At 74.5% G+C, this 24,884-nt stretch carries 23 protein-coding genes and 2 riboswitches; of the genes, 8 read left to right on the top strand and 15 right to left on the bottom strand.

Annotation, left to right across the window (positions count from 1 at the left end; translation table 11 throughout):
- Window positions 1–70: 70 nt before the first annotated feature.
- Window positions 71–865, top strand: coding sequence for an alpha/beta hydrolase (locus ACWGB8_RS09440; RefSeq protein WP_452211849.1), 795 nt, complete (start codon window positions 71–73; stop codon window positions 863–865).
- A gap of 10 nt (window positions 866–875) precedes the next feature.
- On the top strand, window positions 876–1,712 hold the full coding sequence (locus tag ACWGB8_RS09435) for a hypothetical protein (RefSeq protein ID WP_452211847.1): 837 nt from the start codon (window positions 876–878) through the stop codon (window positions 1,710–1,712).
- A 79-nt stretch (window positions 1,713–1,791) separates the two neighbouring features.
- On the opposite strand, the gene ACWGB8_RS09430 is transcribed toward ACWGB8_RS09435, so the two are convergent.
- The 5 genes from ACWGB8_RS09430 to ACWGB8_RS09410 form a co-directional block, all read right to left on the bottom strand.
- Window positions 1,792–2,550 carry an endonuclease/exonuclease/phosphatase family protein gene (locus tag ACWGB8_RS09430; protein ID WP_452211845.1) on the bottom strand — a complete coding sequence of 253 codons (759 nt, stop codon included), beginning with the start codon at window positions 2,548–2,550 and terminating at the stop codon, window positions 1,792–1,794.
- Window positions 2,551–2,740: 190 nt separating this feature from the next.
- Window positions 2,741–3,685, bottom strand: coding sequence for an ROK family glucokinase (locus ACWGB8_RS09425; protein ID WP_452211843.1), 945 nt, complete (start codon window positions 3,683–3,685; stop codon window positions 2,741–2,743).
- Between the two features lie 206 nt (window positions 3,686–3,891).
- Window positions 3,892–4,218, bottom strand: a complete 327-nt coding sequence (locus ACWGB8_RS09420) for a DUF5304 family protein (protein WP_452211842.1) — start codon at window positions 4,216–4,218, stop codon at window positions 3,892–3,894.
- 118 nt (window positions 4,219–4,336) lie between these two features.
- Window positions 4,337–5,509, bottom strand: a complete 1,173-nt coding sequence (locus ACWGB8_RS09415; RefSeq protein WP_452211840.1) for an ArsA family ATPase — start codon at window positions 5,507–5,509, stop codon at window positions 4,337–4,339.
- 55 nt (window positions 5,510–5,564) lie between these two features.
- Window positions 5,565–5,999 (bottom strand): SRPBCC family protein, encoded by a 435-nt coding sequence (locus ACWGB8_RS09410; protein WP_452211838.1) that lies wholly within the window; start codon window positions 5,997–5,999, stop codon window positions 5,565–5,567.
- A gap of 302 nt (window positions 6,000–6,301) precedes the next feature.
- On the opposite strand from ACWGB8_RS09410, the gene ACWGB8_RS09405 reads away from it, so the two are divergent.
- On the top strand, window positions 6,302–8,095 hold the full coding sequence (locus ACWGB8_RS09405; protein WP_452211836.1) for an AMP-dependent synthetase/ligase: 1,794 nt from the start codon (window positions 6,302–6,304) through the stop codon (window positions 8,093–8,095).
- A 65-nt stretch (window positions 8,096–8,160) separates the two neighbouring features.
- Here the strand turns inward: ACWGB8_RS09405 and ACWGB8_RS09400 are convergent, their stop codons facing one another.
- Window positions 8,161–9,297 carry a glycosyltransferase family 4 protein gene (locus ACWGB8_RS09400; protein ID WP_452211834.1) on the bottom strand — a complete coding sequence of 379 codons (1,137 nt, stop codon included), beginning with the start codon at window positions 9,295–9,297 and terminating at the stop codon, window positions 8,161–8,163.
- Window positions 9,298–9,556: 259 nt separating this feature from the next.
- Here ACWGB8_RS09400 and ACWGB8_RS09395 point away from each other — a divergent pair, with 259 nt between their 5' ends.
- On the top strand, window positions 9,557–10,942 hold the full coding sequence (locus ACWGB8_RS09395; RefSeq protein ID WP_452211833.1) for a glycosyltransferase 87 family protein: 1,386 nt from the start codon (window positions 9,557–9,559) through the stop codon (window positions 10,940–10,942).
- A gap of 31 nt (window positions 10,943–10,973) precedes the next feature.
- On the opposite strand, the gene ACWGB8_RS09390 is transcribed toward ACWGB8_RS09395, so the two are convergent.
- The 6 genes from ACWGB8_RS09390 to ACWGB8_RS09365 all read right to left on the bottom strand — a co-directional run bounded on the left by ACWGB8_RS09390 (window position 10,974) and on the right by ACWGB8_RS09365 (window position 18,295).
- Window positions 10,974–12,092 (bottom strand): hypothetical protein, encoded by a 1,119-nt coding sequence (locus ACWGB8_RS09390; RefSeq protein ID WP_452211831.1) that lies wholly within the window; start codon window positions 12,090–12,092, stop codon window positions 10,974–10,976.
- 104 nt (window positions 12,093–12,196) lie between these two features.
- Window positions 12,197–13,261, bottom strand: coding sequence for an NlpC/P60 family protein (locus ACWGB8_RS09385; protein ID WP_452211830.1), 1,065 nt, complete (start codon window positions 13,259–13,261; stop codon window positions 12,197–12,199).
- A 226-nt stretch (window positions 13,262–13,487) separates the two neighbouring features.
- Window positions 13,488–14,633 (bottom strand): NlpC/P60 family protein, encoded by a 1,146-nt coding sequence (locus ACWGB8_RS09380; RefSeq protein ID WP_452211828.1) that lies wholly within the window; start codon window positions 14,631–14,633, stop codon window positions 13,488–13,490.
- A 10-nt stretch (window positions 14,634–14,643) separates the two neighbouring features.
- Window positions 14,644–14,798: riboswitch (cyclic di-AMP (ydaO/yuaA leader) on the bottom strand.
- A gap of 333 nt (window positions 14,799–15,131) precedes the next feature.
- Window positions 15,132–16,190, bottom strand: a complete 1,059-nt coding sequence (locus ACWGB8_RS09375; protein WP_452211826.1) for an NlpC/P60 family protein — start codon at window positions 16,188–16,190, stop codon at window positions 15,132–15,134.
- 211 nt (window positions 16,191–16,401) lie between these two features.
- Entirely contained in the window at window positions 16,402–17,868 is a 1,467-nt protein-coding gene (locus tag ACWGB8_RS09370; RefSeq protein ID WP_452211891.1) for an NYN domain-containing protein, read from the bottom strand.
- A gap of 154 nt (window positions 17,869–18,022) precedes the next feature.
- Window positions 18,023–18,295, bottom strand: a complete 273-nt coding sequence (locus tag ACWGB8_RS09365; protein ID WP_452211825.1) for a hypothetical protein — start codon at window positions 18,293–18,295, stop codon at window positions 18,023–18,025.
- A gap of 180 nt (window positions 18,296–18,475) precedes the next feature.
- Here ACWGB8_RS09365 and ACWGB8_RS09360 point away from each other — a divergent pair, with 180 nt between their 5' ends.
- Both ACWGB8_RS09360 and ACWGB8_RS09355 read left to right on the top strand, forming a co-directional pair.
- Window positions 18,476–19,270, top strand: a complete 795-nt coding sequence (locus tag ACWGB8_RS09360; protein WP_452211824.1) for a rhomboid family intramembrane serine protease — start codon at window positions 18,476–18,478, stop codon at window positions 19,268–19,270.
- Window positions 19,267–19,545, top strand: coding sequence for an Lrp/AsnC ligand binding domain-containing protein (locus ACWGB8_RS09355; RefSeq protein WP_452211822.1), 279 nt, complete (start codon window positions 19,267–19,269; stop codon window positions 19,543–19,545). Before ACWGB8_RS09360 ends, ACWGB8_RS09355 begins: the two co-directional genes overlap by 4 nt.
- Window positions 19,546–19,563: 18 nt before the next feature.
- Here ACWGB8_RS09355 and ACWGB8_RS09350 read toward each other — a convergent pair whose 3' ends face one another.
- From ACWGB8_RS09350 to ACWGB8_RS09340, 3 genes are all read right to left on the bottom strand, one after another.
- Entirely contained in the window at window positions 19,564–20,922 is a 1,359-nt protein-coding gene (locus ACWGB8_RS09350) for an aminotransferase class V-fold PLP-dependent enzyme (protein ID WP_452211821.1), read from the bottom strand.
- 49 nt (window positions 20,923–20,971) lie between these two features.
- Window positions 20,972–21,089, bottom strand: a riboswitch (SAM riboswitch).
- Between the two features lie 116 nt (window positions 21,090–21,205).
- On the bottom strand, window positions 21,206–22,282 hold the full coding sequence (trpD, locus tag ACWGB8_RS09345) for an anthranilate phosphoribosyltransferase (RefSeq protein ID WP_452211819.1): 1,077 nt from the start codon (window positions 22,280–22,282) through the stop codon (window positions 21,206–21,208).
- A 135-nt stretch (window positions 22,283–22,417) separates the two neighbouring features.
- A complete protein-coding gene (locus tag ACWGB8_RS09340; RefSeq protein WP_452211818.1) occupies window positions 22,418–22,843 on the bottom strand; it encodes a hypothetical protein in 426 nt (141 codons plus the stop codon).
- A 418-nt stretch (window positions 22,844–23,261) separates the two neighbouring features.
- Here ACWGB8_RS09340 and ctaE point away from each other — a divergent pair, with 418 nt between their 5' ends.
- A complete protein-coding gene (ctaE, locus tag ACWGB8_RS09335) occupies window positions 23,262–23,882 on the top strand; it encodes an aa3-type cytochrome oxidase subunit III (protein ID WP_452211816.1) in 621 nt (206 codons plus the stop codon).
- A gap of 184 nt (window positions 23,883–24,066) precedes the next feature.
- On the top strand, window positions 24,067–24,876 hold the full coding sequence (gene qcrC, locus ACWGB8_RS09330) for a cytochrome bc1 complex diheme cytochrome c subunit (RefSeq protein ID WP_452211814.1): 810 nt from the start codon (window positions 24,067–24,069) through the stop codon (window positions 24,874–24,876).
- Window positions 24,877–24,884: the final 8 nt, after the last annotated feature.

The following is a 24,884-nucleotide window of genomic DNA, read 5'->3' as shown; positions in this document are numbered from 1 at the left end:
GGCGCACACCCCCGGCGCCCGAACGGCCGTCCCGCGCCCCTGTGGCGTCCCGCCCGCGAAGGAGTCCGCCATGCCGCTGCTGCCCGGTGCCGAACCGTACCTCCACCGCGGCGGACCGGTGGGCGTCCTCCTCTGCCACGGCTTCACCGGCTCCCCGCAGTCCATGCGGCCCTGGGCCGAGCACCTCGCGGCGGCCGGGCTGACCGTCGCGCTGCCGGTGCTGCCCGGCCACGGCACCCGCTGGCAGGACATGCAGCAGACCCGCTGGGAGGACTGGTACGCCGAGGTCGAGCGCGAGTTCCTGGCGCTGAGCGCGGAGTGCGAGCAGGTCTTCGTCTGCGCGCTGTCGATGGGCGGCGCCCTGGCCCTGCGGCTGGCCGCGGTGCACGGCCCTGAGGTCGCCGGCCTGGTGCTGGTCAACCCGTCGGTGCGTTCGGACAACCCCGCGAGCGTGCTGCTGCCGGTGCTGCGGCACCTGGTGCCGAGCCGGCCCGGCATCACCGACGACATCGCCCGGCCCGGGGTGACCGAGCTCGGCTACGACCGGATCCCGCTGCACGCCGCCTGGTCGCTGGCCCGGCTCTGGAAGGAGGTCCGGGACCGGCTGCCGGAGGTGGCGCAGCCCGTGCTGCTGCTGCGCAGTCCGCAGGACCACGTGGTCTCCCCGGCCAACTCGGAACTGGTGCTCGCCCGGATATCCTCGACCGATGTGACGGAGCGGCTGTGCCAGCGCAGCTACCACGTCGCGACGCTGGACCACGACGCGGAGGAAATATTCGCGGCCGCCCTGGACTTCATCCGACGGCTGGCTCCCGCGCACGCGGCGGGCGTCACCCGGGTCGAATCCGACGATCACCAAGGCTGAAGGGCCGGAAGTGCACGAGAGCAGTACGGCGGGCGGCGGGGACGAGGCACCCCGCGAGGACGGCACCACCAAGGGCGGCACCCCCCTGGACGGCACCACCCACGGCGACGGCACCGCGGGCGGCCCGGCGAAGGGCGGCCCGGGCGCGACCCCGGCGGGCGGCACCGCCGGCGGCGGCACCCCCGAGGACGGCATCCCCGCGGACGGCACCCCGGAGGACCGCGTCCCGCGGGACGGCGCACCGCGAACGGGCGGGTCCGCCGCGGCCGAGCCGGCCCGGGTCCGGCGCGCGCCCGAGCGCAGCCAGGCCGAGCAGGACGAGATCTTCGCGGCGCTGGTCGCCCAGTTCGACGACCCCGTCGACCTCAACAACCCCGACTGGCCGGAGATCGAGAGCCTGCGGGCCCGCGGCGAGCTCAAGGGCGAACTCAAGGGCGGGCTGAAGGACGGCGGGCGCCGCGCCGAGGCGGGCGAGCCCGGCGACCCGGCCGACCTCTCCGACCTGGCCCCGAAGCCCCGCCCCCGGGCGACCGGCCCGGTGATGCCGGCGGCGAGCCCGGGCCCGCGCGACTTCGAGCTGGCCGAGGACACCGACGAGGGCCACTTCGTCCCGCCGGAGCCGCCGCCGCTGCCCGCCGCCGACACCACGGCCAAGTTCGCCTGGCTCGCCGTGCTCGGCGGCCCGGCGCTGCTGCTCTTCGACGCCGTGGTCTGGCGCGAGGTCTCCGGCTGGCCCGCCTGGCTCGGGGTGGGCGCGTTCCTCGGCGGCTTCGTCACCCTGGTCGTCCGGATGAAGGAGCGCGACGAGGACGAGCCGGAGGACCCGCACGGCGGCGCGGTCGTCTGAGCGGCGCGGTCGTCTGGGCGGCGCGGTCGTCTGAGCGGCGCGGTCGTCTGGGCGGCGGCCGGGGCTCGTCCGACGGGCCCTACCGCGCGGGGATCTCCAGCACGGCCAGGACCGGGAGGTGGTCGGTGGCGGCCCGCAGGTCGGCGTCCGCCACCCCCGGCAGTCCGTGCGGGACCCCGCAGGCCAGCACCCGGACGTCCGGGGTGGCGAAGACCGCGTCGATCCGCTGGTAGGGGTTCTCCGGTACGGAGGTGAAGGTGCCGCCCCAGGGCGCGGCCGGGTGGGCGTCCTGCAGCCGGGCGGCGAGCAGCTGCCAGCCCCGGCCGTCCGGGTGCTCGTTGAAGTCCCCCGCGACGATGCCGTGCGGCACACCGGTCAGCTGCTCGGGCAGCGCCCGGAACTGCGCGTACCGCTCGTCGGCGTCCAGGCTGAGGTGGCAGCTGGTGACGGTGAACGGCGCGGAACCGTCGACCCGCACCACCGCGGTGGCGAACCCCCGGGCGTGCAGGCCCCGGGTCTTGGGCAGCAGCCGGTCCCGTACGCCCAGCACCTGGACGGCGGGGCGTCCGAGCAGCAGCGGTCCTGCGGCGATCCGGCCGCCCCCGGCGAGGACGGCCGTCCCGGTGTGCCGGGCCAGCCACGCGGCCTGCCCGGCCGGCCGCCAGTACCGGGGCGACTCCTGGATGCAGACCAGGTCCGGTGCGCAGGCCCGGACCACCCGGACCAGCGCCCGCCGGTCGTCGCGCAGCGACCGGATGTTGTAGCTCAGCAGCCGCACCCGCCGGGAGCCGTCGGGCCCCGGGCCGGAACGCGGCAGATCGGGCAGTGCAGTCGTCACGGGTGCTCCCCTTCCGTCCGTCTGCCCCCGACCTTAGGGCGTGGCCGACGGTTCCCGCCGGGCGCCCGTCCGCCCCGGCCGCCCCGGCCGCCCGGGCCGCGGCGGTGCGGCGGGCCGGTTCGGCGGCCGGGGCCGGCCGCCGGTGCGGGGGCGTCGGGTGAGGGGGCGTCGGACGGCGGGGGCGCCGGTGTCAGACGGTGCGGGCCAGGTCGGCCGCGCCGACGATGCCCGCGGCGGAGCCCATCGAGGCGAGCACGACCTCGGCGCGGGGCCGGTGGACGCCGCCGGTGAGGTAGTGCTCGAAGGCCTTGGCGACCGGGCCGAGCAGCAGGTTGCCCGAGTCGGAGACGCCGCCGCCGAGGACGAAGACGCCCGGGTCGAACAGCGCGGCGAGGTCGGCCATGCCGCGACCCAGCCAGTCGGCCAGCTCGGCGTAGCACTCCAGGGCGAGCGGGTCGCCCTCCTCGGCGGCCTGGGTGATGTGGATGCCGCGGATGGTCTCGGCGACGCCGTCGTTGAGCTCCAGCATCCGGCGGCCGGCGAGGTGGTCGGCGGCGGCCTTCTCCCGGCCGTAGCGGCGCAGGGCGCGCCCGGAGCCGTACTGCTCCCAGCAGCCCTTGCCGCCGCAGCCGCAGGGGAGCCCGTCCGGTACCGCGTTCAGGTGGCCGATCTCGCCGGCGACGCCGAAGCGGCCCCGGTGCAGCCGTCCGCCGAGGACGATGCCGCCGCCGATGCCGGTGCCGACGGTGATCAGGACCATGTCCTGGTGGGCGGAGCCGGCGCCGAAGCGGAACTCGGCCCAGGCGGCGCAGTTGGCGTCGTTCTCGACGACGGTGTCGAGGCCGGTGAGCTCCTCGATCCGGGTGCGCAGCGGCTCGTCCTCCCAGTCGATGTTGGGGGCGAAGATCACCGTGGAGCGGTCGCCGTCGACGAAGCCGGGGGCGCCGACCCCGGTCGCGGCGACACCGGGGTACTGCTCCTTGAGCTCCCGGACGGCCTGTGCGATGGCGTCGACGGCCCACTGGGGGTCGGCCGGGGTGGGGACCCGGGTGCGGGCCAGGATCGAACCCGTCTCGTCGACCACGCCGGCCGCGATCTTGGTGCCGCCGACGTCGACGCCGATGGTCAGAGCCATGTGAGCCTCAGCTATTCACTCGTTCCCGCTGGACAGCCGAACGGAGGGGCGCCGTCCGGCCTGCTCCCCGTGCACAACGTCGCATACATTATCCGAAGACAATCGCGGGGCAACCCTGTCTCGTGTCTTCAATAGTCGTACATTCAGTTTGGTATTCGGCCTGGACGGGGCAAGGACTGCGCCGGTGGCGCGGGAACGCGGTGCGTTCAGCTGTCGGCGGGATCCCGGTCGAGGTCGATCCGCTCGGCGCGGGCGCCCTCCCCCGCAGTCCAGTCTCGCTCGTGCCCGGCCACGGCCGCGCGGTAGGCGGCCAGCAGCTCACCGCCGGCGGCGGCCAGGTGGCCGTACACCTCGGGCTGCCGCTCGCGCAGGCGGTCGGTGAGGCCGGAGAGCGTGATCAGGGCGTCGGCGCCCGCCTCCTGCGCCTTCTGGCCCAGGGTGCCGGCGAACCGGCGGACCTCGTCCACCAGCGGTCCGAGCTCGGGGCCGAAGGGGTGCTCGGCGGGCTCGGTGCGGTCGTCGGCGGTGGTCATCGCGGCGTGCTCCTCGGGGTGTCCGGCGGGGCGGCCGCTCCCTGCGACCGCCGGCCCGACGCTACCCGAAGGCCCCGGCCGGCCCGCCCGGAGCGCGTACGGCCCCGGGTCCGAGGGCTCAGCCCCGCGGCCAGAGCGCCGGGTCGGGGGCGAAGCGCACCGCGAGCACGCCGTCGTGCAGGCCGGCGCCGGCCACCGTGCAGCGGCGCAGCGGCGAGGGCAGCGGGACGACCCGGCGGTGGGCGCCGAGTCCGACGACCAGTTCGTCGCCGCGGCGCACCAGGTCGAGGTCGGCCCGGTCGGCGCCGGGCAGGGCGAGGTGCCAGACCAGCAGGCCGTCCGCGGCGAGGCGGTCCTCGACCGTCCAGGGCTCGGCGGCGAGCGGTGCGGGGCCCGGGCCGGTGCCGTAGAGGCGGTCGGCGACGGCCTCCAGGGCCGGGCCGGGCTCCTCGACGGTGAGGACGGGCAGGTCGAGGGCGGCGGTGAGGGCGTCCAGCTCGTCGCGCCGGCGGCGGGCGGTCGCGGCGAGCCAGGGGTCGGGCGAGCCGAGTGCGGCGTCCGGCAGGGTGCCGTGCACGACGACGGCGTCCGGCCGGTGTCCGTGCAGGGCGAGCCCGGTGCGCATCCGGCGCAGCTCCTCGTACGGGTGGGCGCCGGCGCCGACGACCAGGCGGACGGAGGTCCCGGGGGCGGTGAGCGCGGCGCGGGCCGCGGTGAGGGCGCCGGTGGCCTTGGCGCGTGCCTCGTACAGCCAGTCGGCGGGCATCGGCACCCCGGCGAGCCCGGCGAGCAGCGGGCGCAGGGCGCGGGCGGCCTGGCGCTGCTCGGGGACGAGCCGGTCCAGGTAGCGCTGCAGCTGCTCGGGCAGGGCGAGGGTGGCGATCAGTTCGGCGGGGGCGGGCGCGGCGACGACCAGGACCTCGGCGTCGACGGCGGGCAGGGCGCGCAGCAGGGCGAGCCGGGCGGTGCCGGGGAGGGCGGTGAGCTCCTCGGGGTCGAGCGGGTCGGCGCCGAGCAGGTCGAGGGCGGGGGCGAGGCGCCCGCCGATCTCGTCGAGGGCGTGCCGGAAGGCGGCCTGCTCGTCGATGCGGGCGACGGTGAGCCCGGGGGCGTACGCGGCGGGGGTGCCCTCCAGCCGGGTGCCGAGGACGGTGTCGAGGGTGCGGTGCGGGTCGTCGGCGGCCAGCAGCAGGGTGCGCCGGCCGCGGCGGGCGGCGTGCAGCGCGGTGGCGGCGGCGACCACGGGGGCCGCTCCGTCGCCGCTGACCAGGATGGTGCGCTCGGCCGTCATCGTTCTCGCCCCTCTGCCGTCCTGTGCCGTCCCGATGCCGCCGCTCCGGCGGCCGTCAGCCCTCGACGCGCTTCTTCAGCCCGGCGAGAGCCCGGTCGATGATGACCTTCTCGGCCTTGCGCTTGATCATGCCCAGCATCGGGATCTTGACGTCGACGGCGAGCTGGTAGGTGACCTCGGTGCTGCCCTTGCCGGACGGCGCCAGGGTGTAGGAGCCGTCGAGGGAGCGGAGCATCTGGCTGCGGACGAGGGTCCAGGAGACCTCGCGGTCGCCGTCCCAGGTGTAGGCGAGGACGTGCTCGTCGCGGATGGCCCCGGCGTCGAGGAGCAGGCGGACCTCGGCGGCGCGGCCGTCGTCGGCGGTCGCCAGCACCTCGATCTCCTTGACCTCGCCGGTCCAGGCCGGGTACGCGGCGAAGTCGGCGATCACGGCCATCACCTCGGCCGGGGTCGCGTCGATGGTGATGCTCGACCTGGTGTGCTCCGCCATGGCTCCGGTCCTCCGCCTCGTCCCTCGGGTCCGCCCGCCGGCCGGGCTCCGGCCGGTGTGCGCCGGGCCAGGCTATCGCCTCCGGCGACGCGCTCCGCCCACGGACCGTCAGGGCCGGACCGGGGTGCCGCACGGTCACCTGCGCTCTGCCGTAGGGTGCCACTCGAACGACCCGGTCACGGCCTGGTCGGAACCGGGTAATGGTGTGACAAGTCGAACACCGGAGCCGACCCCCCTGGTCGAAGCTGCCTACCGGGCAGTAACGTCCTGCCGTCCCGCAGCGTCGCGAACGAGGAGCAGTCTTGCTCGACTTCAGCCTTCCGGCCCTCTACCAGGTACCGAGCGGCGGTAACCTCTCGGACCTCGTGCACCAGAACGCGGAGCGTCACCCCGATGTCGTGGTGCTCAGCCGCAAGGTGGACGGCCGCTGGGAGGAGCTGACCGCCGCGCAGTTCCTGGTCGAGGTGCACGCCGCCGCGAAGGGTCTGATCGCCGCGGGCATCCGGCCGGGCGACCGGGTGGGCATCATGTCCCGCACCCGGTACGAGTGGACGCTGCTCGACTTCGCGATCTGGACGGCCGGCGCGATCACCGTGCCGGTGTACGAGACCTCCTCCCCCGAGCAGGTGGAGTGGATCCTCGGCGACTCGGGCGCGGTCGCCGTCGTCACCGAGACGGACCAGCACGCGGCGGTCGTCTCCGAGGTGCGGGACCGCCTGCCGGAGCTGCGGCACGCCTGGCAGATCGAGCGGGGCGCCCAGGCGACGCTCGCCGAGGCCGGGCTGAAGGTCACCGACGCGACCGTCGCCGAGCACCGCGCGACCGCGGTGGCCGACTCGATCGCCACCATCGTGTACACCTCGGGCACCACCGGCCGCCCGAAGGGCTGCCAGCTCACCCACGGCAACTTCCTCGCCGAACTGGGCAACGTGACGGCCCGGATGCCGGAGCTGTTCCGCACCGGCGAGTCCTCCGTGCTGCTCTTCCTGCCGCTGGCCCACGTGCTGGGCCGGATCGCCGAGATCGCCGCCGCGATCGCCCCGATCAAGCTGGGCCACGTCTCGGACATCAAGGACGTCACCGCCGAGCTGGCCTCGTTCCGGCCGACGCTGATCCTGGGCGTGCCCAGAGTGTTCGAGAAGGTCTACAACACCGCCCGCACCAAGGCCCAGGCCGACGGCAAGGGCAAGATCTTCGACAAGGCCGCCGAGACCGCCATCGCCTACAGCCGGGCCCTGGACCAGGGCGGCGCGGGGCTGGTCCTGCGGCTGAAGCACGCGGTCTTCGACAAGCTGGTCTACAGCAAGCTGCGGGCCGCACTCGGCGGCCGGGCCACCCACGCGATCTCGGGCGGCGCTCCGCTCGGCGAGCGGCTGGGCCACTTCTACCGCGGCATCGGCTTCACCGTCCTGGAGGGCTACGGCCTGACCGAGACCTGCGCCGCCACCGCCTTCAACCCTCCGGACAAGCCGAAGATCGGCACGGTCGGCCAGCCGCTGCCCGGCTCGGCGGCACGGATCGCCGAGGACGGCGAGGTGCTGCTGAAGGGCCCGCAGGTCTTCACCGGCTACTGGAACAACCCGAAGGCCACCGCCGACGCCCTGGTGGACGGCTGGTTCGCCACCGGCGACATCGGCACGCTGGACGCCGACGGCTACCTGACGATCACCGGGCGCAAGAAGGAGATCATCGTCACGGCCGGCGGCAAGAACGTCGCCCCCGCGGTGATCGAGGACCGGATCCGGGCGCACGCGCTGATCGGCGAGGTGATGGTGGTCGGCGACCGCAGGCCGTACATCGCCTGCCTGGTCACCGTGGACGAGGACTTCTTCCCGAAGTGGAAGGAGCTCAACGGCAAGCCCGCCGGCGCGACGCTCGCCGAGCTGCGCGAGGACCCGGACCTGCTGGCCGCCGTCCAGGCCGCGGTCGACGACGGCAACGCCGCCGTCTCGCACGCCGAGGCGGTCAAGCGCTTCCGGCTGCTGGACACCGTGTTCTCCGAGGCCACCGGCCACCTGACGCCCTCGCTGAAGCTCAAGCGCAACGTCGTGCTGAAGGACTTCGCGGACGACGTCGAGGCGCTCTACCGGCGCTGAGCGCGACGGCGCCGCAGCAGCGGGCCCCCGTTCCGGCGGGGGCCCGCTGCCGTCCGGTCGCCGGGTCAGCCCGCGAGCAGCGAGGTGAGCCGCCCGGCCAGCAGGTCCCAGCGCCAGGAGCGGTCCACCCAGCGCCGCCCGGCCTCGCCCATCCGCCGGCGCAGCTCCTCGTCGTTCAGCAGTCGGACGATCCGCTCGGCCGCCGCCTGCGCCGAGCCGCCCGGCACCACGTAGCCGGTCTCCCCCTCCAGCACCGCGTCCGGGGCGCCGCCGGAGTCCCCCGCGACGACCGGCAGCCCGGTGGCGGAGGCCTCCAGGTAGACGATGCCCAGGCCCTCGACGTCCAGCCCGCCCCGGCGGGTGCGGCAGGGCATGGCGAAGACGTCGCCGGCGCCGTAGTGCGCGGGCAGCTCCTCCCACGGCACCGAGCCGGTGAAGCGCACCGAGGCCCGTACGCCGCGGGCGTCGGCCAGCTTCTCCAGGTCGGCGCGGTAGGGGCCGCCGCCGACGATCAGCAGGACGGCGTCCGGCACGTCGGCGAGGATCTGCGGCATCGCCTCGATCAGGGTGTCCTGGCCCTTGCGGGGCACCAGGCGGGAGACGCAGACGACCACCGGCCGGTCCGCGAGGCCGAGTCGGCGGCGCAGCTCGGCGCCGCCCGAGTCGGGGTGGAAGGTCGTCTCGTCGACGCCGGGCGGCAGCTGGACCATCCGGGCGGCGGCCTCGGGCCCGACGGCGTCGGCGATCCGGGAGCGGGTGTACTCGCCGAGGTAGGTGAGGGTGTCGGTGCCCGCGCCGATCCGGCGCAGCAGCTGCCGGGCGACCGGCAGCTGGGCCCAGGCGGCCTCGTGCCCGTGGGTCATGCCGAGCAGTCGGCCGGCCCCGGCCCGGCGCAGCGCGGGGGCCATCAGTCCGAGCGGGGCGGCGGCGCCGAACCAGACGGAGTCGCACCCCTCCGCCCGGAGGATCTCGGCGGCCCGCCGGGTGACCCGGGGTGTGGGAACCATCACCTTCGTCCGGTCGCGGATCACCGGGAACGGCTGCTCGGCGTCGAAGCGGGCGACCTCGCTGCCGTCGCGCCAGCCGGAGGCGTACACCACGATGCTCCCGGCGGGCTGACGCACCGCCATGTTGTGGACGAAGGCCTGGATACCGCCGGGCCTGGGCGGGAAGTCGTTGGTGACGATCAAGGTCTTGTGCATCGGGCCACGGCTCGCTCGGTCGGGGGGTGCTCGGTTCAGGGCTGGGTGATCCGTACGATAGGTCAACACCATGACCCGCCGGGAACGGATCCGCCTTCGGCAACCGTTTGACCCCCGGGTCAGTCCTGACACCTGGGCACCGGTACCGGTGGGAGCCGGCACGGCGGTCCGAGGGGGGTACAGCCCCGGCCGGCCGACGGCCGGGGGAGCGTCGCGCGACGCCTCCGGTGGGGACGTCCGAGACGAACGAGGGAGCGCAGTGGAGTTGGCCCCGGCCATCGAGTCCGGTACTTCCAGCGTCGGCGGCCCCGGTCCGGCAGCGGGCGCCGGGCGCCCCGCGACCCGGGTCGGCGCGGTTCTCGCGCTCGGCGCGGGCTGGCTGGGCACCCGGGCGGTGCTGATCCTGCTGCTGACCAACGTCCTGTCGATGCCCGGCGGCGACATCACCGCCGACGTCGCGGTGATCTACCACGGCTGGTACCAGGTGCTGCAGACCGGCACCTTCCCGCTGGACGACGTGACCTGGCAGTACCCGCCGGGCGCCGCCCCGGTGATCCTGCTCCCGGGGCTGCTGCCGTGGTCGTACCTGGTCTCCTTCTGGGTGATCTGCGGGGTCTCGGACGTCCTGGCGATGGGCCTGCTGGTCCGGGCCGGCGTGCGCCGGGGCCGGTCGCTGCTCGGCGCCTGGCTCTGGGTGGCGGCGGTGCCGCTGCTCGGCCCGATGATCTACAACCGCTACGACATCCTCGTGACCGCGATCGCGGTGGCCGGCCTGCTCGCGCTGGTGCGCCGCCCGGCCGTCGGCGGGGTGCTGCTGGGCCTGGGCGGGATCATCAAGATCTGGCCGCTGCTCGCCCTGATCGGGACCCCCTCCGGCCGCCGCACCCGCCGTTCCTGGACGGCCGCCGCGGCCGCCGCCGGGGCGGTCGCGTTCCTGCTGGCGGCCGGGATGAACGGTGCCTTCGAGTTCCTGAAGTTCCAGAAGGAGCGCGGGATCGAGATCGAGTCGGTCGGCGCCCTGCCGATCCACTTCGCCCGGCTGGCCGGGGAGTGGGACGGCCGGGTGACGATGAACTACGGCTCGGCCGAGATGCTCGGGCCGTGGGTCGAGGTCATCAGCAAGGTGATGATGGCCGCCACCGTGCTCGGCTTCGCCTGGCTGCTGTTCTGGCGCTGGACGGCCCGCCGCCGCAACGCCGCGACGATGTACGACGCGGCGCTGGCCGCGCTGCTGGTGTTCACCGTGACCAGCCGGGTGATCAGCCCGCAGTACCTGGTCTGGCTGATCGGCGCGGCGGCGGTCTGCCTGACCGTGCGCGGCACCAGCCAGCGCCCGGTGGCGCTGCTGCTCCTGATCGCCGCACCGCTGACCCTGATGGAGTTCCCGGTCCTGTTCGGCCAGGTCGTCCAGAGCCAGCCGTGGGGCGTCACCACCCTGGCGGCGCGCAACGTGCTGCTGATCGCCGCCACCGTGCTCTCCTGCATCCGGCTCTGGCGCTCCACCCGGGGCCCGGCGGTGCTGCCGGCGACCGTCGTGCTGGCCGGCGCCGAACCGGTGGGCGCCGCCTACCCGGTGCGCCCCGGCATCGCGTACGAGCAGGACCTGCTGGACGGCATCGAGCGCCCCGCCCCGGCCGACCGCTAGGCCATGCCCTGGGGCGCGCCCCAGGGCGTGTCTAGGCCCGCAGCTGGGCGAGCATCGTGCCGACCCAGTGCGCGGTGAACTCTCCCAGTCCCAGGCCCAGCTCGGCGCGCAGCACCCGGTCGAGCAGCTGCTCGCGGCCGATGCCGGGCCCGGCCGCGCCGACCGCCCGGTAGAGCGCGACCAGCCGCTCGGGCCCGTGGCGGCGGGCGATCAGGTCGCAGGCGAGCCAGGACTGCTCGTACGCCTGGGCGATGCCGCCGGACCCGGCCGTGAAGGCCGCGTCGGCGGGCAGTTCGGTGGGCACCCGTCCCTCGGCGACGTCCCGGGCCAGCTCGGGGGCGATCTGCCGGGCGGTGCGGCCGGAGTCCCGGTAGCCGGTCCAGTCGGCGACGCCCTCGGAGAGCCAGAGCGGCGTCCACGGCCGGGTGTCGGCCCGGGTGGCGACGTGCACCGCCTCATGGGTGAGCACCACCTGCCGCCCGAAGGCGCTGAGCCGCTCGTACGCCTCGGGGTTGACCACGATCCGGTCGGCGGGGGCGGTGTGCGGGGCGCCAGGGGCCGCGGTGGTGACGGCCGCCATGTCCGCCCAGTCGGCCGGGCGGACGTCCAGCAGTCGGGCGAACTGGTCGCCGGTGGCGGGGAGTTCCAGCAGCAGCCGGCCGGCCCAGGCGGTGCCCCAGAGTGCGTTGACGGCCGGGACGGCGCGGTCGGCGACGGCGGCGGGCCCGGCCGGGTCGGGGCCGTCGGCCAGGCCGAGGACCAGGCAGTGCCGGCCCTGTGCGGCGCGCAGCGGGCCGAAGTCCCAGAGCGGCGCCCCGCCGCCGGCGCCCTCCTCGTGCGCCACCCGCCAGCCGCCGCCGGGGCCGTCGTGGACCAGCTCCAGCCGGCGCCGGTGCACCACCGGGTAGGCGTCGTACCCGGCGACCCGGGCGGCCAGTTCGGCGGTCACCGAGAGGCGGCCCGGCCCGGCGGACGGGCCGGGCACCGGGGTGCGGTAGCCGAGCTCGGCCGGCGGCGCGGCGGCCAGGGCGGTGCGCAGGGCCTGCGCCCGGTCGGCGAGCAGGGCGGCGAGTTCGTGGTGGGAGGGCGCGCCGGGCAGGGCCGGGGGTGCCGCGGCAGCGCCCGCCGGTGCGGGCGGCGTGCGGGGCACCGACAGCTGGGCGAGGGCCCCGGCCGCGAGCAGCAGCGCGCCGCGCCGGGACAGTCCGCTGCGGACCGCCCCGGCGTGGCCGGCGGTGTGCTGCCCGGTGGGGCTCAGAGCCGGACCACCCCCGTGACGGGCATCGTGTTGACGCTCTCGTAGCGGACCTTGGCGCCCGGGTAGGGGGCGTGCACGATCACACCGCCGCCCGCGTACATGCCCACGTGGTGCATGTCCCGGTAGTAGATCACCAGGTCTCCCGGTTGCGCCTCGGACAGACTGACCCTCCGGCCGGCGTGTGCCTGGGCCTGCGAGGTGCGCGGCAGGGTGACTCCGGCCTGCCGCCAGCTCCAGTACATCAGACCCGAGCAGTCGAAGGCACGGGGGCCGGTGGAGCCGAAGACGTACGGCGAGCCGATCATCCGGGTCGCGGCGGCCAGCGCGGCGGCGCCGCGTTCGGAGGCGGGCGCGGCATCGCCCAGGTCGACCCGGTCGGCGCCCCGGGTGGCGCGCTGCTCGGCCTCCCTGGCGTCCTGGGCGGTGAGCCGGGCCCGTTCGGCGGCGCCGAGGCTGTTGAGCAGCCGCTGCGCCTTGGTCAGGCGCTGCTGGATCTGGTCCTTGGTCTCGGCGAGGGAGCGGCGGACGTCGTCGAGTTCGGCGAGCTTGGCGCCGGCCTCTGCGCGGCGCTGGTCGAGCCTGCGCTGACGGCCCACCATCTCCCGCAGGGTCCCGTTCTGCTGCTCGGCGGAGACGTCGAGGCTGCGGGCGCGGGCGAGGTAGCCCTCGGGATCGGTGGCGAGCATCAGCTGGACGGTCCTGGCCGGCCCGCCGGCGCGGTACTCGGCGCCGGCCAGGGTGGCGAGGTCGCCGCGCAGTTCGTTCAGCCGTTCCTGGGCGAGGGCGAGCTGGTCCTGGAGGGCGCCGGCCTCGGCCTGGAGCCGCTGCTGGTTCTCCTGGGCGGCGTTGTACCGCTCCGAGGCCTGCTCGGCCTCGTCGTAGAGCTGCTCGACCTGGGCCTTGACGTCCTTGCGGGCGGTCGGCCCGTCCGGGACCCCGGGGACGGCCTGGGCGGTGCCGCCCGTCGCCACCCCCAGCGCGGTCGTCGCCGCCGCGGTCAGGACCAGCGCACGGGCGAGCGCATGCGCTCCTGGCAGCGGGTGTCGGCGGTGCACGGACATGCGGCGGCGGCTCCGATCCTGCGGCCCGGACCCGCCGCCGCACCGGGATCGGGCGGTCGGGGAAGCGGAGTCCGGTGGCAGACGTTAGCGATTCGGGACGAGTGAGTCCAAACCCCCGCGGGATCGAATATTTGACCCTGAATCGGACATGCGGCCGGTCGACGGCAAAGCCGCAGGCCCGGCCTCCGGGAGGGGAGGCCGGGCCTGCGGGAGGAGCGACGCGGGATCAGACCCGCACGATGGCCGAGATCGGCAGCATGCTGGCGGTCTCGTAGCGCACGTTGGCGCCGGGCTTCGGCGCGTGGATGACCTGGCCGCCGCCCACGTACAGCGCGACGTGGCTGCGGTCGGCGCGGTAGATGATCAGGTCGCCGGGCTGGGCGTTGGCGAGGTTGGTGCCCACGTTGGTGCCGGCGCCGGCCTGCTGCTGCGAGGTGCGCGGCAGCGACACACCCGCCTGGGCGTACGCCCACCCGGTGAGGCCGGAGCAGTCGAACGAGGACGGACCGGTGGCGCCGTAGACGTACGGGGCGCCCAGCTTGCTCTCGGCGGCGGCGATGGCCGCCGCGGCGCGCGAGCTGTTCGCGGCCGGGGCCGGCGGCTTGGCCACCGGCGAGGTGGCGGCGGTGGAGCCGGCCGCCGGGCGGGCGGCGTCGCGCGAGGCGCGGTCGGCGGCACCGGCCGCGGCCTTGGCGGCGTCCAGCTTGGCCTGCTCGGCCTTCTGCTTCGCCTCCAGCGCGGCCTTCTCCTCGGCCAGGCGCAGCTGCTCGCGCTCCTGCTCGGTCAGCGTGTTGAGCAGTTCCTGGGCCTTCGCCAGCTTGGCCTGGACCTCCTCCTTGGAGGCCTTCAGCTGCTGGGTGGTGGACTCCAGCTCGTTGAGCTTGGTCTGCGCCTCGGAGCGGTCCTGGTCGAGCTTGCGCTGCTGCTCCTTGAGCTCCTTCAGCGCGCCGGACTGGGTGCTGCCGGCCTGGTTGAGGGTGCCGGCCTGGGTCAGGAAGCTGTCCGGGTTGGTCGAGAGCATCAGCTCGACGGTCGGCGATATGCCGCCGTTGCGGTACTGCTCGGCGGCGATCTCGGCCAGGCCGCCCTGCAGGTCGGTCACCTGGGCCTGCTGACGGGCCACCTTGTCCTGGATCTCGCCGACCTGCTTCTGCAGCTCCTGCTGCTTGGCGACGGATCCGTTGTACTTCTCGGTGGCGACCTCGGCCTGCTCGTGGAGCTGGTCGACCTGCTCCTTGACCTGGTCCTTGCTCGGCATCGGGTCGGCGTGCGCGCCGGACTGCGAGGAGAGGGCGACGGCCGCGGCGGCGGCGGCGGTCAGGATCGAGACGCGGGCGCGGCCGGCAGGCTTGGGACGACGATGGGACGCCACGAAGGCGGACTCCTTCTTCCTACGTCCGCCTACCGGGTGAGCTGACGGGTTCGGGCCGGAAGCATGCCCTACGACGCCTCACCGGCCCTTCCACGGGCCGACCTGGCGCCGATTCACCCCGGAGGAACATGGTTCCCCGGCTCCGCTGTGCAGCCCCCCCGGAGGGGTCCCCTGTCGGACAGTCGGACTGTCCCAGCTGCCTCGCGAACTCGGCGGTAACCACCGCCGCCACCCGGGCTGGGTGATCGACTGTGCGGTGGTTCAAGGCACGACCCTAGTAATGAATCCGTGATCCGTTCAAATCGTTGTCAGAAAAAAGATGGAATGTCAGCTGAGTTCATTTGTGAATATGACCACGTGTGATCGGCCGACCGCACAGGGCTGACCGTTTCCCGACCGGACACCGCAAACAACCGCGCCACCCCTCCCGGAGGGGTGGCGCGGATCACAGGACCGGGCGGGCCGGTCCGGGCGTGTCCCGGGGGTACTGCCGGTCCGTCAGACGACGCGGCGGATGGTGTTGACGCTCATGCCGTCCGACCGGCCGTCGGCCTTCATGACCTTGACGACGTCACCGGTGCGCGGCGCGTGGACGGCCAGGCCGTTGCCGATGTACATCGCCACGTGGCTGCGGTCGGAGCGGTAGATGATGAGGTCGCCCGGCTGGGCCTCGGCGAGCGAGGGCACCCGGGTGCCGACGTTGCCCTGCGCCTGCGAGGTGCGCGGCAGCGAGACGTTCGCCTGCTTGTACGCCCAGACCATCAGGCCCGAGCAGTCGAACGTGCTCGATCCGGTGGCCCCCCACTGGTACGGCGAGCCCTGCTTGCTCATCGCCTTGCCGACGGCGACGCCCGCGTAGCCGGCGGCCTCCGGCAGCGGGGCGCTCAGGTCGGCGCGGGCGGCGTCGCGCGAGGCGCGGTCGGCGGCCTGCTTGGCCTGCTGCAGCGCGGCGCGGTCGGCGGCGCTGAGCGAGTTGAGGAGGTCCTGCGCCTCCTTGAGCTTGCGGTTGACATCCGCCTTGGACTGGTTGAGGTCCTTGGTGGTGCTGTCCAGCGAGGCCAGGACGGCCGCGGCCTCGGTCTTCTGCTGGTCCAGCCGGCGCTGCTGGTCGAGCAGGCCCTTGAGCGCCTCGGCCTGGCTGGTGGAGGCCTGCTGGACGCTGGAGGCCTTGTCCAGGTAGCCGGACGGGTCGGAGGCCAGCATCAGCTGGACGGACGGGTCGATGCCGCCGGAGCGGTACTGCTCGCCCGCCACCTCGGCCAGGCCGGCCTGCAGCTGCGTCATCTGCTCCTGGCCGCGGGCGACCTGGTCCTGCAGCTGGGTGGCCTGCTTGCGCAGCTGCTCGGCCCGCTCCTGGGCGGCGTTGAACTTCTCGGTGGCCTGCTCCGCCTCTTCGTGAAGCTGGTCGACCTGCGTCTTGACGTCCTCCTTGGACGGCTTCGGCGGGGCGGCGTGCGCGCTGACCTGCGCGGAGAGGGCGACCGCGGTCGCAGCGGCGGCAGTGAGCACGGAGACCCGCGCGCGGCTCGGCTGCTTGGGACGGCGGTGGGAGGCCAAGGAGGGGCTCCTTCTTCCTTTGGACTCACCCGTACGAGTGAGAATCCGGAAAATAGGTTTGACGCCAGACCCTAGTGAAGATCACAGGATTGCGCCACTCCCTGCGGAGTACGAACTTCCGGCCCCCGTCCCGGCTTCACGGGATCCACACAGCACGGCAAGCCGACGGCTGACCGCGCGTCACCAAAGGGTAGTGCCCCGAGGCACCGTACTAGGGCCGGGCCAGCCGGTTCAGCAGCAGGACCGACGCCACGGGGCGCGCGCCCGCCTTCCGCACGCCCTCCGCAACCTCCCGGTCCGCCGAGACCACCACCACCGGACGGCCCTGCGGCTCGGCCCGCACCAGCCGCCTGATCAGCTCGTCCGCCGTCTCGCCGGTCCGGGAGAAGCGCACCCGCACCCCGCGCGGCGGCGCCATGATCACCGGCACGTCGAGGTCCTGGCCGTCGAACACACAGGTGACCTCCGCCTGCGTGCGCTGCGCCAGCATCGCCAGACCGCCCAGCAGCCGCAGCCGCTGCTGCTCCAGGGGCAGGGTCGGGTAGCCGGTCTTCGTCACGTTGTAGCCGTCCACCACCAGATGGACCTGCGGGAGCGCCAGCAACTGGTCCAGCAGCGCCGGATCGTCCTCCGCCAGGGCACGCCGGGCCACGTCGTGCGGCGAGGCCGAACCGGGCACCACCGCCTCCACCAGGTCCGCCGGCCGGATCTGCGCGACCGGCAGCGCCAGCTCCCGCTGCAGCCCCTGCGCCGACTGCAGCACGGTGTCCAGCAGCAGCCGCAGCCGCATGTCCTCCACGCTGCGCCCCTCGCGGGCCGAGCGCCGGCCCTGCTCGGCCGCGCCCTCCAGCTCCGATACCCGGTGCTTCAGCCGGCGGGACTCGCTCTCGGCGGCGCTGCGCTCGGCGGCCGACTGCGCCCGCAGCGCCTCCAGCTCGGCGGCCAGCCGGCGCGTCTCGGCCTGCGCCCGGCGGGTGTCGCTCTCCAGCGAGCGGACCTTCTTGCGCAGCGAGTCCGCCTCCTTGCGCACGCCCTCGGCCTCGGCCCGCTGGCGCTCCAGGTCCGTCCGGGCCGCCGCCCGCAGCTCGGAGAGCTCCGCCTGCAGCTTCTCCACCAGCCGTGCGGCCTCCGCCGCGGCGCCCTCCGCGCCGGCCCGCTCGGCCTCCTCGCCGGCCTCCGCGACCAGCCGGCTCCAGCCCGCCGAACGCACCAGGTAGGCGGCGGCCGCGACGTCCATCGGATCGGCGGCGCCGGGCACCGTGCCGCTCTCCAGCGCCCGCACCAGGTCGGGCTGGCCCAGCCGCAGCCGGTCCGCTATCCGCACCCGGAAGGACGGCTCGGACTCCAGGGCGGCGGCCAGCGCCGTCGCCGCGTACTTGGCCCGCCGGGCCGGGGTGAACTTGGCGTACGGGCGCAGCGACTGCGGCAGGTCGGCGGCCGGCAGGCCGCCCAGCGCGTCGGCGGCCAGGCCCACCACCCGGCGGCGCACGCCCTCCGGCAGCGGCCGGTCCAGGTGCTCGGCGGCGCGGTCCGCCTCCGGGTCGCCTGTCGGGGGCTCGGCCGCCGCGTCCGGCTCCGCCGGGCCGCCGGAGCCCTCACCGGACGGGACGGCCTCGACCGCGTGCGGCGCCTGCGCGTCCACAGCGGGCGGCTGCCCCTGCGGCCCGCCGGGCTCCATCGCTGCGTCCACCACGTCCTCGGCTCCGATCCTGTCCTGCGGGGTGCGCCCGGCCCTGGGCCGCCGCCCCGACGTCACGCTCCGTACCATCCGTACGTATTGTCCCGTGCGGTGCGCGGGCGCGCCGCGCACCGGGCACCGCACGGGGCGGGCGTCAGCCCTGCTCGCCCTCGGCGGCCTCGGCCTGCGCGGCCTCCGCGTCCGGGCGGGCCACCAGCTCGACCTGGTCGACCGCGTTGCACCAGCGGCAGCGCACCGACTCGACGGTCTCGCTGAGCACCTCGGTCTCCTCGACCTTGGACTCGCCGGCCAGGTCGAAGTGGAGGAACTCGGTCACCCGCGCGGTGCGGGTCACGTCGAAGCGGGTCAGGTTGCCGCACAGCGTGCAGCGCCAACGGGTCTCTGCGGTCAGGGCGGGGACGGTCATCGGGGTCCTCTCGGCTGGTCCCTGGGTGGGCGCAGGCGCTCCCCCCGGAGCCCCGGCGTCGGCGGCGGGAGGCGGGAATGCCCGCCCCAAGCCTATTGCCTGGGGCAATACCGCGGACGCGCTGGGCCACCTGCCGTACAACGGGTGCCGGGGCCGCCGGACGGGGGAATGCTGGGGCCCATGGCGCTCCCGGTCCGCGACCGCACCGGTGCCCGGGGCGACCGCCCGACCGGTCCGACCCCGGTCGTCACCCGCGCGCTGATCGCGCTCAACACCCTGGTCTTCCTGCTCGCCCCGGCGGCCGGCCTCGACCCGGCGTACGGCACGGGCCGGGACCGCCTCTGCGCGGAGCAGCGGTACGAGCAGCGTTGGGGCGCCGTCCCCGCCGAACTGCTCTCCGGCCGGCCGCTCACCGCCGCTCAGCTGGCGGACGCCCCGGACCCGGTGCCGGGCTGCCCGGCCGCGCCGACCCCGGGCAAGGTCCCGGCGCTCTCGGTGCTCAGCTCGCTCTTCCTGCACGCCGGCTGGCTGCACCTGCTGGGCAACCTGCTCTTCCTGCAGGTCTTCGGCGCCGCGGTGGAGGCCGGGCTCGGCCGGGCCCGGTTCCTCCTCTTCTACCTGGGCACCGGCTGCCTGGCCACGTACGGCTACGCGCTCGCCGAGGCGCACTCCCCCGACGCGACCCGGGTGCTGATCGGCGCCTCGGGGGCGATCTCGGCGGTGCTCGGCGCCTACCTGCGGCTCCATCCGAAGGCCCGGGTCACCACGCTCGTGCCGGTGCTGTTCTTCCTGCCGCTGCGCTTCCCGGCCTGGCTGGTGCTGGGGCTCTGGTTCGGCCTGCAGTGGTGGTCGGTGCACTCGGCCGGGCCCGGGGTGGCGTACCTGGTGCACGTCATCGGGTTCTCGGCCGGCCTCCTGCTCGCGAGTGCCCAGGCCCTAAGCTGGCGCCACCTCACAAAGGAGCCCGAACAGTGATCACCGCCATCGTCCTGATCAAGACCAGTGTCGACCGCATCCCGGAGATCGCCGAGGCCATCGCGGCCATCGAGGGCGTCAGCGAGGTCTACTCGGTGACCGGCGGGTACGACCTGGTGGCGATGGTGCGGGTGCGCCGGCACGACGACCTGGCCGACGTCATCCCGGGCCGGCTGAACAAGGTCCCGGGGGTCGCCCACACCGAGACCCAGATCGCCTTCCGCACCTACTCCCAGCACGACCTGGAGGCCGCGTTCGCGCTCGGCCTGGAGTAGGCCGGGCGCGCCCCGCCACTACCGGCGGGTGTCGGCGACGCAGCGGCCGCCCTCGTTGCGGTAGTTCCACGCGGCGCCGTCCGCGACCAGCTCGCGGACGGCCGCCAGGAAGCGGTCGACGTGCTCGTCCGGGGTGCCCGCGCCGAAGCTGACCCGGATGGCGTTGAGGCTGCGCTCGCCCGGCAGCGACGGCTCGGGCGCACCGCACTCGGAGGGCGCCACGTCCTCGTCGCCGAGCAGCGTGCGCAGCAGCGGGTGGGCGCAGAAGAGCCCGTCGCGCACCCCGATGCCGTACTCGGCGGAGAGCGCGGCCGAGAAGTGCGAGCTGTTCCAGCCCTGGACGACGAAGGAGAGCACCCCGACCCGGGCGGAGTCCGCGCCGAAGAGGTTGAGCACCTTGACCTCGGGCACCTCGGCCAGGCCGGCCGTCAGCCGGGCGATCAGCTCCTGCTCGCGGGCCTCCAGCGCGTCGAAGCCGGCCTCGGTGAGCGCCCGGCAGGCGGAGGCGATGGCGTAGGCGCCGATGACGTTCGGGGAGCCGGCCTCGTGGCGGGCCGGGCCGGCGTTCCACTGGACGGCGACCGAGCCGTCGCCCTCCCGGGCGACGGTCCGGGTGGCACCGCCGCCGGCCAGGTAGGGCTCGGCGGCGTCCAGCCAGTCGCTGCGGCCGGCCAGGACCCCGGCGCCGAACGGCGCGTACAGCTTGTGGCCGGAGAAGGCGATCCAGTCGACGTCCAGCTCGCGCACCGAGACCCGGTGGTGCGGGGCCAGCTGGGCGGCGTCCAGCACGACCCGGGCGCCGTGCCGGTGGGCGGTGGCGGTGAGCTCGGCTACCGGCCAGATCTCGCCGGTGACGTTGGAGGCGCCGGTGACGCAGAGCAGCTTGGGGCCCTCGGGGGCGGCGGCGAGCGCGGCGTCCAGGGCGGCGACCGCCTCGGCACGGGAGCGCGGGGCGCGCAGGTAGCTGACGTCCAGTCCGGCGTGGGCCCACGGCAGCAGCGAGGCGTGGTGCTCGGTCTCGAAGGCGAACACCCGGGTGCCCGCCGGGACGGCGCCGGCCAGCAGGTTCAGCGAGTCGGTGGTGGCGCGGGTGAAGACCACCTGGTCGCCCTCGCGCAGGTCCAGGAACTCGGCGACGGTGCGGCGGCTCTGCTCGAACAGGTCGGTGGAGAGCTGCGACAGGTAGCCGGCGCCGCGGTGGACGCTGCCGTAGTACGGGGCGTAGGCGGCGACGTCGTCCCAGACCCGCTGCAGGGCGGGGGCGCTGGCGGCGTAGTCGAGGGCCGCGTAGCCGACCTTGCCGCCGTCGGCGAGCGGGACCTGGACGTCACGGCCGAGGACGGCGAGCGGGGCGCAGATTTCGGTGGCGACGGACATGGCGATGCACTCCTTCGAGGTGAGGACCCCGGGAGTGCGTGTCGTCCGGTGCCCGCGCTTGCCGCACGGACCCATCGCCGTACGACCCGGTCCTCACCCAGGGCACCCCGCCACGGACGGAGGGTTGCCGGACAGCCAGCTGGGGCTTGGCGCTGTCACTCATGACCTGGCGAAGACTCTAGGCCGGAGCTGCCGGGTGGTCAAACACCGGTCCGCCATCCGGACGGCGCGGGGCACGCCGAAGGGCCCGCGGGGGCTCCCCCGCGGGCCCTTCGGCTCCCGGTCAGGCCCGGGCGGTGGCGTCCGCCCAGCGCTTCAGGAGGTCCTGCGCGGCGCCCGAGTCGATCGCCGCGGCGGCCCGCTGGGCACCGGCCGCCAGCTGCTCGGCGAGCGGGGCGTCGGTGAGGTCCAGCGCGACCAGCGCGGCGGCCGTGTTGAGCAGGACGGCGTCCCGCACCGGCCCCTGCTCGCCGGCCAGCAGCCGCCGGGCGACCTCCGCGTTGTACGCCGCGTCGGCGCCGCGCAGGGCCTCGATGCCGACCAGTTCGATGCCGATGTCCCGCGGGTCGAAGGCGGTCTCGGTGACCTCGCCGCCGCGCACGACCCACACCCGCGAGGTGGTGGAGATGGTCAGCTCGTCCAGCCCGTCGTCGCCGCGGAAGACCAGGGCGGTGGAGCCGCGCCGGGCCAGCACGCCGGCGATCAGCCCGGCGAGCCGGGTGTCGAAGCAGCCGATCGCGTGCGCGGTGACCCGGGCCGGATTGGTGAGCGGGCCGAGGATGTTGAAGGCGGTCGGCACCCCGAGGTCGCGCCGGGCCGGGGCGGCGTGCCGCATCGCCGGGTGGAACTTCGCGGCGAAGCAGAAGGTCAGCCCGACCTCCTCGGCGACCTCGGCGACCCGGCGGGCGTCCAGGTCGAGGGCGATGCCCAGCTTCTCCAGGACGTCCGAGGAGCCGCTCGCGGAGGACGCCGCCCGGTTGCCGTGCTTGACGACCTTGGCGCCGGCCGCCGCCGCGACGATCGCCGACATGGTGGAGATGTTGACGGTCTTCGCCCGGTCGCCGCCGGTGCCGACGATGTCGACGGCGGGCCCGGGGATGTGCAGCGGCTCGGCGTGCGCGTACATCGCGTCGACCAGGCCGGAGATCTCGTCGACCGTCTCGCCCTTGGCCCGCAGCGCCACCATGAAGCCGGCCACCTGCACCGGGCTGGCCTCGCCGCTCATGATCCGGTCCATCGCCCAGGCGGTGTCGGCCCGGTCGAGGTCGTCGCCCCTCAGCAGTGCCGACAGGACGTCCGGCCAGGTGCGGACCACCTGCGCGGGGTCGCTGCCGCCGTTCGCAGGGTTCACGTTCACCATGGCTGACTCCAGCTCTTGTCGGTGGCTCCGAAGGGATCCCCAGGGAGTGGAGTCAGCCTATCCAGCGGCGGGCCGCGCCCGGTGCCCCTTTCTCTCAGGCTGAGACGGCGCGTTCCGGGGGCCGGGCGGCGGCCGTCAGTGGTTCGCGGGCGTCCGCTTGGCCACCCGGCCGCGCAGCAGGGCGGACACGGACTCGGCGAGCGCCACCGGGTCCACCGGGTGGGAGATCGCGGCGTCGGCCCGGCTCCAGGCGGCGAGCCAGGAGTCCTGCGGCCGGCCGATCAGCACCAGCACCGGGGGGCAGCCGTAGATCTCGTCCTTGAGCTGGCGCCCCAGCCCGAGCCCGCCGGCGGGCACCGCCTCGCCGTCCAGCACGCAGAGGTCCACTCCCCCCTTCTCCAGTGCCCGCAGCACGGCGGGGGTGGTCGCGCACTCCAGGTACTCCAGCTCCGGCAGGTCCGCGGCCGGCCGCCGGCCGAGGGCGGTCAGCACCTGCTCGCGCGTGTTGCGGTTGTCGCTGTAGACGAGGACGGTGAGCGTCTCGTCGGGTGTGTACGCCATGGGCCCTGCTCCCTCGCAGTGTGATCCGGACCACGTTCGCCTCAACCCGGATGCTACTCCCGATCACCCGCCGCGGGGGCCCTCCGGCGCGATCCGTCTCAAGCCGCCGCGCCCGCGGACGCGGCCCGGCTCACCCGCCCGGAGGACGGCCCGTCACCCCGGTGCACGCAGTCCACTCGTACGGCCGACAGCGGGGCCCTCCCCTTAGTCCCCCGCACCCGCCGGGGCCGGCAGCGACACGCAGGGCAACAGGGTCGAAGGGCCCTCCGAGGAACCGTCAGAAAAGGGACACCGCCCTGGTCGGCCCCACCCCGGGCCCCCCTCGGCGGCCCCTCCGGAGCCCAGGGGGGCATACCGCACGCACCGGACACTCCGAGGGAGACCCCCCGGCGTGAAGACGGAATAAGGGACCGACATAATGTCCGTCGTGGCGACAGCAACAGCAGTAGAAACCGGGCACGCGCACGGATCGGTCAACCGGCCGAACATGGTCAGCGTCGGAACGATCGTCTGGCTCAGTTCCGAGTTGATGTTCTTCGCGGCCCTCTTCGCGATGTACTTCACGCTCCGCTCCGTCAAGGGAGCCGAGTACTGGAGCGAGAAGGCGCACGCCCTCAACGTGCCCTTCTCCTCGGTCAACACCACGATCCTGGTGCTCTCCTCGCTGACCTGCCAGCTCGGCGTGTTCGCCGCCGAGCGCGGGGACGTGAAGAAGCTCCGCTCGTGGTTCGTCATCACCTTCGTGATGGGCGCGATCTTCATCGGCGGGCAGGTCTTCGAGTACACCGAGCTGGTCAAGAAGGACGGCCTGACGCTGTCCTCCGACCCGTACGGCACGGTGTTCTACCTCACCACCGGCTTCCACGGTCTTCACGTGACGGGTGGTCTGATCGCCTTCCTGCTGGTCCTGGGACGGACGTACGCAGCCAAGCGCTTCACTCACGAGCAGGCCACCGCCGCCATCGTGGTGTCGTACTACTGGCACTTCGTCGATGTCGTGTGGATCGGCCTGTTCGCGACCATCTACCTGATCAAGTAACCAGCTGATCAGGTCGCTGGCCACCGGCCCGGGGTCCGCCGTCCACGACGACGGCCCTTTCGCCGGTGCCGACGCTCCCACCGACCGACCGCGCGCGCAGCCCTAGACAGGCAGCCTCGTGCCGGCCAGACCGGCCGCCGGGTGCACCCACCAGTCGACCAGATCCTGACACCGGGGTTATTCCGTGAAAAAGCTCTCCGCACGACGGCGCCACCCATTGGCGGCGCTGGTCGTCCTAATTCTCGCCCTGGCGGCCACCGGGGGGCTGTACGCCGCGTTCGCGCCCGCCGACAAGGCGCAGGCCGACGTCGCCGCGCAGTCGCTCGCGATCGAGGAGGGCAAGAAGCTCTTCGCCGTGGGCTGCTCCTCCTGCCACGGCCTCAACGGCCAGGGCTCCAGCGACGGTCCGAGCCTGGTCGGCGTCGGCGCCGCCGCGGTCGACTTCCAGGTCGCCACCGGCCGCATGCCGGCCCAGCAGCCCGGCGCCCAGGTGCCGAGCAAGCCGAACATCTACCCGCAGTCGCAGATCGACCAGATGGCCGCCTACGTGGCCTCCCTGGGCCCCGGCCCCGCGGTCCCCGACCACGAGGCGTACACCTCGACCGACCCGGAGGACATCTCCAAGGGCGGCGAGCTGTTCCGCACCAACTGCGCGCAGTGCCACAACTTCGCCGGCCAGGGCGGTGCCCTGACCAAGGGCAAGTACGCGCCGTCCCTGGAGGGCGTCGAGGCCAAGCACATCTACGAGGCCATGCAGACCGGCCCGCAGAACATGCCGTCGTTCCCGGACGGCGTCATGCCCGAGGAGCAGAAGAAGCAGATCGTGGCCTTCGTCCGCCACACCACCAACGATGAGCCCAACCCCGGTGGTCTCACGCTGGGCAGCCTCGGTCCGGTGACCGAGGGTCTGTTCGGCTGGATCTTCGGTCTCGGCACGCTCATCGCGGTCGCGATCTGGGTCGCCGCCCACACCACCAAGGCCAAGAAGTCGTGAGCCAGGAC

Source organism: Kitasatospora sp. NPDC054939, from assembly GCF_053610105.1.
The sequence above is the reverse complement of the archived record's forward strand: the minus strand, read 5'-3'. Positions and strand labels throughout refer to the sequence as shown.

Bases quoted from the DNA above. Each gene is read 5' to 3' on its own strand.
- ACWGB8_RS09425 (WP_452211843.1), bottom strand. From the start codon at position 3,685: ATGGCTCTGACCATCGGCGTCGACGTCGGCGGCACCAAGATCGCGGCC.
- ACWGB8_RS09340 (WP_452211818.1), bottom strand. From the start codon at position 22,843: ATGGCGTACACACCCGACGAGACGCTCACCGTCCTCGTCTACAGCGAC.
- ACWGB8_RS09385 (WP_452211830.1), bottom strand. From the start codon at position 13,261: ATGTCCGTGCACCGCCGACACCCGCTGCCAGGAGCGCATGCGCTCGCC.
- ACWGB8_RS09350 (WP_452211821.1), bottom strand. From the start codon at position 20,922: ATGTCCGTCGCCACCGAAATCTGCGCCCCGCTCGCCGTCCTCGGCCGT.
- ACWGB8_RS09365 (WP_452211825.1), bottom strand. From the start codon at position 18,295: ATGACCGTCCCCGCCCTGACCGCAGAGACCCGTTGGCGCTGCACGCTG.
- ACWGB8_RS09410 (WP_452211838.1), bottom strand. From the start codon at position 5,999: ATGGCGGAGCACACCAGGTCGAGCATCACCATCGACGCGACCCCGGCC.
- ACWGB8_RS09370 (WP_452211891.1), bottom strand. From the start codon at position 17,868: ATGGAGCCCGGCGGGCCGCAGGGGCAGCCGCCCGCTGTGGACGCGCAG.
- ACWGB8_RS09400 (WP_452211834.1), bottom strand. From the start codon at position 9,297: ATGCACAAGACCTTGATCGTCACCAACGACTTCCCGCCCAGGCCCGGC.
- ACWGB8_RS09440 (WP_452211849.1), top strand. From the start codon at position 71: ATGCCGCTGCTGCCCGGTGCCGAACCGTACCTCCACCGCGGCGGACCG.
- ctaE (WP_452211816.1), top strand. From the start codon at position 23,262: ATGTCCGTCGTGGCGACAGCAACAGCAGTAGAAACCGGGCACGCGCAC.
- ACWGB8_RS09360 (WP_452211824.1), top strand. From the start codon at position 18,476: ATGGCGCTCCCGGTCCGCGACCGCACCGGTGCCCGGGGCGACCGCCCG.
- ACWGB8_RS09420 (WP_452211842.1), bottom strand. From the start codon at position 4,218: ATGACCACCGCCGACGACCGCACCGAGCCCGCCGAGCACCCCTTCGGC.
- ACWGB8_RS09415 (WP_452211840.1), bottom strand. From the start codon at position 5,509: ATGACGGCCGAGCGCACCATCCTGGTCAGCGGCGACGGAGCGGCCCCC.
- trpD (WP_452211819.1), bottom strand. From the start codon at position 22,282: ATGGTGAACGTGAACCCTGCGAACGGCGGCAGCGACCCCGCGCAGGTG.